At 54.9% G+C, this 7,162-nt stretch carries 5 protein-coding genes and 1 tRNA gene; 4 read left to right on the top strand and 2 right to left on the bottom strand.

Features of this window, described 5'->3' with window-relative positions:
* Nucleotides 1–105 precede the first annotated feature (105 nt).
* Nucleotides 106–1,686 carry a sulfatase family protein gene (locus FYC48_RS25530; protein WP_200836704.1) on the top strand — a complete coding sequence of 527 codons (1,581 nt, stop codon included), beginning with the start codon at nt 106–108 and terminating at the stop codon, nt 1,684–1,686.
* A gap of 233 nt (nt 1,687–1,919) precedes the next feature.
* Here FYC48_RS25530 and FYC48_RS25535 read toward each other — a convergent pair whose 3' ends face one another.
* Both FYC48_RS25535 and FYC48_RS25540 read right to left on the bottom strand, forming a co-directional pair.
* Nucleotides 1,920–2,768: an alpha/beta hydrolase gene (locus FYC48_RS25535; RefSeq protein WP_149499640.1), complete on the bottom strand. Its 849-nt coding sequence runs from the start codon at nt 2,766–2,768 to the stop codon at nt 1,920–1,922.
* 184 nt (nt 2,769–2,952) lie between these two features.
* Nucleotides 2,953–3,285: a hypothetical protein gene (locus FYC48_RS25540; protein ID WP_149499641.1), complete on the bottom strand. Its 333-nt coding sequence runs from the start codon at nt 3,283–3,285 to the stop codon at nt 2,953–2,955.
* A 440-nt stretch (nt 3,286–3,725) separates the two neighbouring features.
* Here FYC48_RS25540 and rpsU point away from each other — a divergent pair, with 440 nt between their 5' ends.
* From rpsU to FYC48_RS28010, 3 genes are all read left to right on the top strand, one after another.
* Nucleotides 3,726–3,920, top strand: coding sequence for a 30S ribosomal protein S21 (gene rpsU, locus FYC48_RS25545; RefSeq protein WP_094417928.1), 195 nt, complete (start codon nt 3,726–3,728; stop codon nt 3,918–3,920).
* A 586-nt stretch (nt 3,921–4,506) separates the two neighbouring features.
* Nucleotides 4,507–4,581, top strand: a tRNA-Val gene (locus FYC48_RS25550).
* Nucleotides 4,582–6,274: 1,693 nt separating this feature from the next.
* Nucleotides 6,275–6,418, top strand: a complete 144-nt coding sequence (locus tag FYC48_RS28010; RefSeq protein WP_160149706.1) for a hypothetical protein — start codon at nt 6,275–6,277, stop codon at nt 6,416–6,418.
* Nucleotides 6,419–7,162: the final 744 nt, after the last annotated feature.

The following is a 7,162-nucleotide window of genomic DNA, read 5'->3' on the forward strand; positions in this document are numbered from 1 at the left end:
CAAGTTCCGGTGGCTAAAAATTGAGTATCGGGACGTTTGTCGATGGTATATTGACATCTGGTCTCACAGCCGTTCCCACCATTGATCCTCCCCGGAGCCAGATCGTTGAGTCGTATTGTCCCCCTTGGCAGCGTTGCCGTTTTTTGTCTCGTCTCACTCGTCGGCTTCGCCGCTGACGCCAACGCTCAGGAATCCCGCCGCCCAAACATTCTATTTGCCATCGCCGACGATTGGTCTTACGGTCACGCGAGTGCGTATGGCTGCTCGTGGGTAGAGACGCCAAGCTTTGATCGCATCGCGCGAGAAGGGTTGCTGTTTAACAATGCTTACACGCCGAATGCAAAGTGTGCTCCTTCACGAGCAATCATTCTGACCGGTCGCTATTCGTGGCAACTCGAACAGGCCGGTAACCACATGTGTTACTTTCCTGCAAAGTTCGGTGGGTTTGTCGAACGTTTGGCCGCCGATGGTTATCGGGCCGGATATACCGGAAAGGGGTGGGGACCCGGCATTGCCAACGACGCCAATGGCAACCGCCGCGAGATCACCGGAAAAGCGTATTCAAAACGCAAGGCAAAGCCGCCGGCAAAGATGATCTCCAATAACGATTACGCGGGCAACTTTGGTGACTTCCTGGGCGACGTTCCCGAAGGAAAACCATGGGTGTTCTGGTACGGGACCACCGAACCGCACCGTGGTTATGAATACGGCGCAGGCGTTCGACTTGGGAAAAAGACCAGTGACATCGATCGAGTGCCGAGTTACTGGCCTGACAATGAAACCGTTCGCAACGACATGCTTGACTACGCAATTGAGGTCGAGCACTACGACAATCACTTGGGCAAGATCCTTCGGCAGCTTGAACAGGCCGGGCAGCTCGATCAGACATTGATCGTTGCGACCAGTGACCACGGCATGCCCTTCCCACGCGCCAAGGGACAAGCGTATGACGAATCAAACCATATCCCGCTCGCGGTCCGATGGCCTGCTGCGATCAAGCATCCCGGTCGAGTCGTCGATGACTTCGTCGATTTCGCCGGACTCGCGCCCACGTTTTTGCGGGCCGCAAAAATCGAGACGGCGGGGCCGATTATGCAGCCAACCAGTGGCAAAGATTTCTTCGATATCTTTGCCGCATCCGGTCCCGTCGAAGGTCGCGATCATGTGCTCGTCGGCAAAGAGCGTCACGATATCGGGCGACCGGACCAAGGGGGCTATCCCATTCGAGGAATTCGCCAAGGCGATTGGCTGTATCTGAGAAACTTTGAAACCGATCGTTGGCCGGGCGGCAATCCAGAAACCGGATACCTCAATTGTGATGGCGGTCCGACCAAAACCGAAGTCCTCGAGCTTCGTCGTGCCGGAACCGCATCGACTTTTTGGCGTTTATGTTTTGGCAAACGTCCTCAAGAGGAACTTTACCACGTCGGCCGTGATCCCGATTGCGTCGATAACTTGGTCGGTAACTCAGATCACAGCGATCGGATCGCAAAAATGCGAGAGCAAATGCAATCCGAGCTAAAAGCTCATGGCGATCCGCGAATGTTTGGTCAGGGCAATGTCTTCGATCGTTACGAGTACACTTCACCGGCAACCGTTGACTTCTATGAGCGATACACCGCTGGCGAGAAACTCAAGGCCGGATGGGTTTCCCCCACCGACTTCGAACCCGAACCGTTGGACTAGAGTTTCTTTAGCCGTCGAGATTAGCCGAATGGCGTTAGCCACGGTTTCCGTGCTATAGCAATCTGCACGCAACAGCTGGGGGGCAATGTCCTTTCGCCTAGCAGTATCGCTTTCGCTCCGCAGTATCGCCTTTCGCCTAGCAGTATCGCTTTCGCTCCGCCGAAAGTAGCGCACCGTCAATCAATAACAAACTCTTCACAGCTCAGCAAACGACGCTAACTCACCGACAAGCCTCATTCAGTAGTCAATGCTGCTTCGTTCAACGTTAGATAGCCACGTGTTTCGGCGAGCGTCGCATCCGGCATCGCATCAAGATGTCCCAAGCCATCCACGGTGATGAAATGCTTGTCGTCGGACTGCAGTTGCTCGTGAAGTTGTCGGCCGTGTCGGTATGGAACGACGCGATCAATCGGCCCATGAATTTGAATGACCGTGCCTTGAAATTCTCGCAAGCGTTTTGCCGAATCAAACGAGTTGCGCATCAGTAATCGAACTGGGATAAACGGATAACGGCTTGCGGCGACACTGGCGGCCGAATCAAACGTTCGATCCAAGACCAATTTTTCAAGCGTCCGACGTTGTGCGACCGCCGCGGCGCATCCACCACCAAGGGACCGTCCAAAAACAATCAGCTGCTCGGGTTCGATTTGGAAGTGATCACAGGTCGCGTCGAAGGCTGAGATCGCGTCGGAAACGAGGTTCGCTTCCGAAGGAGTGATCGAGTCATCGACAAAGCTGCGATATTCGGCCGCGACCACGTTAGCATTCCAAGCGACGCTGAGTTGCTCTAGCCAGGGAATCTGTCGACTCGCGTAGGTCCCGTTGCCGTGAAAAAAAAGCACGGTGCGTTCGGCGTCAGGCCTCTCGATCAATTGTCCGACAATCGTTGTGCCGTCGGCCGCCGAGTAAGACCACGCGGTCGGCAGCGATTCGGCAGCCGGGGTAGCTTCGCGATAGGCCGCCGGAAACAGCAGACGAGTTTCCAGCAATACCATGGAGAAAAGGATCACCACATATCCAGCGAACAAACCGCGAGCGATCACGATCAGACGTCGCTTCCATTTCGGCCGTCCCTTGGTCATTGCAGCGTCGCTCCTCGCGATTCCTCTACACCACACCTTCCCCTACACCGTATCGGAGGCCGCCGAGGCTTTCGGATTCCTTTCTCTCCACACCGTAGCGGAAGCCGCCGAGGCTTTCAGGCGCCCCCTTTCGGGAAATCAAACCTGATACTTTCCCCATCGGATCACAAAAATCTGAAAACCTTTAAGCCCAATCTTCAGGCGACTCATCCTGCGGTGGTTCCTCTTTGGCCTCAGCATCTGAACGATCCGCCGGCAGCTTATTCGTTGGGGTGGCCTTATTCGCTGGGGTGGCCTTATTCGCTGGGGTGGCACTGACGCTTCCCGCCGATGCAGTCTCCTCGCCAGATGCCTCATCTTTGGCGGGTTCAAGCTCACGCAGGACTTCGGTCAGCTTCGCATCCAGGTCATCGAGTTGTTGCAACACATCGTCCTGGCGCCGTTCTAATTCACCCAGCAGGCCCCCGGGGGCAGCGTCACCATGGGAATCGTCGAGGTGGTGTGGAGGCACGGTCATCGAAGTCTAACCCGGGGCATCGCAGTCGGTACAATCGTTTTCACCGTTCCCATCGGTACGAATTGGCCGTGGTCACCGGCAGTCTTCGTCAAGCGGTGGGCTGCCGGGCGGAATCGTTTCCTGTCGTATCGGTTGCGTTGACTTTGCGGGCTAGGAGGTGCGGGGGATGTTGCTGAACCCCTCGACGGGTCGGGGAATGTCGATCGCGGCTCGGTGGAACTGCCGGCTAGATTGTCAGATTGGCTGTCGCGGCGGCAATTTCTGGCCGAAACACGGATAAAACCGGGTAAACGCAAAAAGATGCCCGTTGCGAGAGAGGTGGGTTGCCCGCTAAACTCCCGCGTTCTGTGATAGCGCCGTGCGCCTCCGTTGATGCGGGAGCGTGTTCGCTGGCGAATTTTCTTTCACGCAGAGGTCCCAACGATGAAAATGGAGAAACAATGGTCAAGTTGATGGTCCGCGACAGCGAAACAATTCAAGAGGCAGTACGAAGGTTCCGTAAATTGGTCGAACGCAGCGGAATTAAAAAAGAAATGCGTCGACGCGAGCACTATCAAAAGCCAAGCGAAATTCGTCGGCGCCAAAAGATCCAAGCCGAGCGACGCAACAAGCGAGCCCGGATGTTGGGCCGATAGCCTGCAAGCTTGACAGGACTTAGTGAAGGGCCACGGCGCCGTGCGAGCGGCGGAACCAGTTGGCTCGTCTGGCAAAGTTTTGTTGCAATCGAGTCGCAATCGAACTGACCGGTGGTAATTTGCTCCCGGAATTGATAAGAGCCGTGGTAATGGCCGTTTGGCTGATTCTGATTTTAGATGTTGGCGAACTCGGCGGCACCGTCTTGACCAAGTGTTAGGGCTCGGCCTATCAGTCGACGGGCATTTAACCCGGTTGTCGCAAGAGATCATCGCGAGTGTAATCGGCCGATGCTGATTGATCAGTGCGTGGAGTCACTATCCCGGGATGACACTGGGTGCCGATTAGGATTTGGTGGTGCATTTCTGGATAAGCGATGCGGTTCATCCAACGCTGATTGTGAGAAAGTTTTTTAGGCGTTTGTGGTGGTTGAACCACAGCAGTGTGATCGAGTTGCTGTTGGTCTAGAGCGCCGAACCACACGTTTTGGCGTATTTGATTGATTGGCTAGACAGGTCGGTGTCGAAGTAGAAAAAAGCCGTTGCGGCAAGTCGGTTCGGCAGCTATGTTCTGCGACCCACAAGAGAAGGGCGATTAGCTCAGTTGGTTTAGAGCACCTCGTTTACACCGAGGGGGTCGGGGGTTCGAGTCCCTCATCGCCCACTTCTGCGTGTGTTCTGCACGATGTTAACTCGTGGTACATCGCGACTAATTCTCCGGCTAGATCAACAGCTTGAATTCGGTTCATCGGCCGACGTGTGTTAGCCGCGGTTTTTGTACAGGATTCATGGCGAACGCCAATCGGCGTATCTAAACTCAGTCGACGTCAATGAAGCCTTGCCCGCCCGGCTGAGTGTGCCCGCAGGATTCTGGGGCATCGCCTGTGGGCCTGGAAGTCACCTGCGGAACCACTTCGCTAGTGTCGGCGTGTTCACGATGAGGTGTTGACTGGTGCCATGATCATCCAGCATGCCAGGGGCACGGGGTGGTGGCTATTCGGTAAATCAAATTTGCTCGGAGAGTCGCCCTGCACCTGGAGTAAAATCTGATTTGCGCATGGCGTAAGAAGCGGCGGTGTCGCTCAACTTTCAAACTGAGGGCGGGGCGAAACGAGTGATTTCTCGGGTTTGGGAGCGCTTTCAGTACCCTAGGGCTTGAAGCGGATTGCCCGATTCGCTCGTCATCACTCTGGATTGTCGATTCATGCTATAGCCTTCCCGTGGAATATATCGGATGTACCACGCGAGTCCGTGGGTTAGGAGAGCGGCGCTGCCTAGTTTTCTTGCGAGCAAAACGGCGGCCTAGTGAACGCTTGTGCCAAAATTTCAGCTAGCTAACAGCGACGTTCGCTAGTTGATCGTAGGCGTTTTTCGTACGCGGTACGACGACCATTGAAAGTTGGCAAAAGTGAAACCAACACCACGGTTGTGCGAGCATTGAGAAGCTACGCCCAGTCAGCTCACACATGACAAAAGTTGCACGTAACGATTGTTCACGGTACCATCGGGTGGTGAGAGATATTCCCCAGCCCGACCAAGGAGTATTGTCAATTATCCTTGGGAGGACCGGCAATAATTAGTTGTTCGTCTTGCTACTTCACGTTCGTTGGTTCATTCATCTTCGAGTGCGGATCAGATCCGACGCCTGCGTTGTGGCTGGTACTGGGCCCATTGCTTCGTGACGCGACCTCTGTTTCCTGGTGATCGCTCTTGATGTCACGGTTTGATAGATCATCGTCTCTTATCGGATGATAGCTTGGTGATTTGCAACGCGAATCGCATCCGTCATGCCGGATGACTCACCTAGGGGCCCATTGATTGGCAACGGAACACCAGTCGCCTATCGATCGCACCTGATGTTGCGGTTTGGTCGTCGCGCCTGTCCCGTCGCATAGACTCACGTACCGGCCCATCCAATGAAGACGAAACCTCTGTCGCTTGTTGATCGCAATCGTAGTCACGGTTTAACATCGTAATCCCACTTGACAATAAGGCCCATCACCAGGCAGCGATTGCTACAATGGTTCTGGCCCGTACAACTTCCAGCCGGCGGCAAACGCAGTCGGACGAACCATGTGATGAACGGGAGTCGCGGGCGCTGTTGTTTCCTGAGTTCACCATGTTTGGCCGCGACCCCGTTATCACCAACGTTCGCGATGCCATCCGACGCCCGGTGGTGTGGCCCACTGTTTCTCTGCGATCTCTAGAATCGCTAACGGTTCTTCGATGATCGATGGTTTTGTTCCGTGCTCAGAAGAAGCTCATCGCCTGTCGATGTTGCTTCAGATCGCAGACGGTTTGACAGATGGCGACTAACCAACGCCTGATGGGAGCGGCGCTTGGCACGCTACACTCCAATGTCGCCAATCGCTATGTCACGTGACCTCTGTTTCCTGGGATTCGCTTTGGGTGTCACGGAGCAATTGTTCGTATTGGATGCGAGGTTGTTCTTCGATTCACTTGATTTCACACACAAGCGGATGTGGACAACCGACGCCTGACGGGGATGCCGATTTCCTCTCATGCTTCCAATCGGTTACACTGGCAAGCAGCGACGATGCTTCATACTGTCGTCACGCCCGGGCTCGCGAACAATCGGATGCACACGGAGCAACGGAGTCGGGGGCCTTTGGGTTTTAGTTTCTACTCGATCGCCGTTGCCCGGTGATCCTAGCCGTTCGTCGTGCTACATCACGTTCGTTGGTTCATTCACCTTCGAGTGCGGATCAGATCCGACGCCTGTCGTTGAGGCTGGAACTGGGCCCATTGCTTCGCGACGCGACCTCTGTTTCCTGGTGATCGTTCTTGATGTCACGGTTTGATAGAGCATCTTCATCCAACCGGATGATGGCTTGGTGATTCGCAGCGCAAGTCACTTTCGTCCTACCGGAAGACTCGCGTAGGGGCCCATTGATTGGCTACGTGACATCAGTCGCCTATTGATCGCAACTGTTGTTGCGGTTTTGTTGTCACATCTGACTCATCGCACTGATTCACGTTCCGTCCTATCCATTGGCAACGCGACCTCTGTCGCCTGTTGATCGCAATCGTGGTCACGGTTTAACATCGTAATCCTGGCTGATGTTGACGCCCCATGTCATTCGAGCGATTGCTACAATTATTCTGGCCCGTCCAGCTTCCAGCCGGCGGAAAACGTAGCCTGACGAACCATGTGATGAACGGGAGTCGCGGGCGCTGCTGTTTCCTGAGTTCACGATGTTTGGCCGCGACCCCGTTATCACCAA

Source organism: Roseiconus lacunae, from assembly GCF_008312935.1.
GTDB classification, from domain to species: Bacteria; Planctomycetota; Planctomycetia; order Pirellulales; family Pirellulaceae; genus Stieleria; species Stieleria lacunae.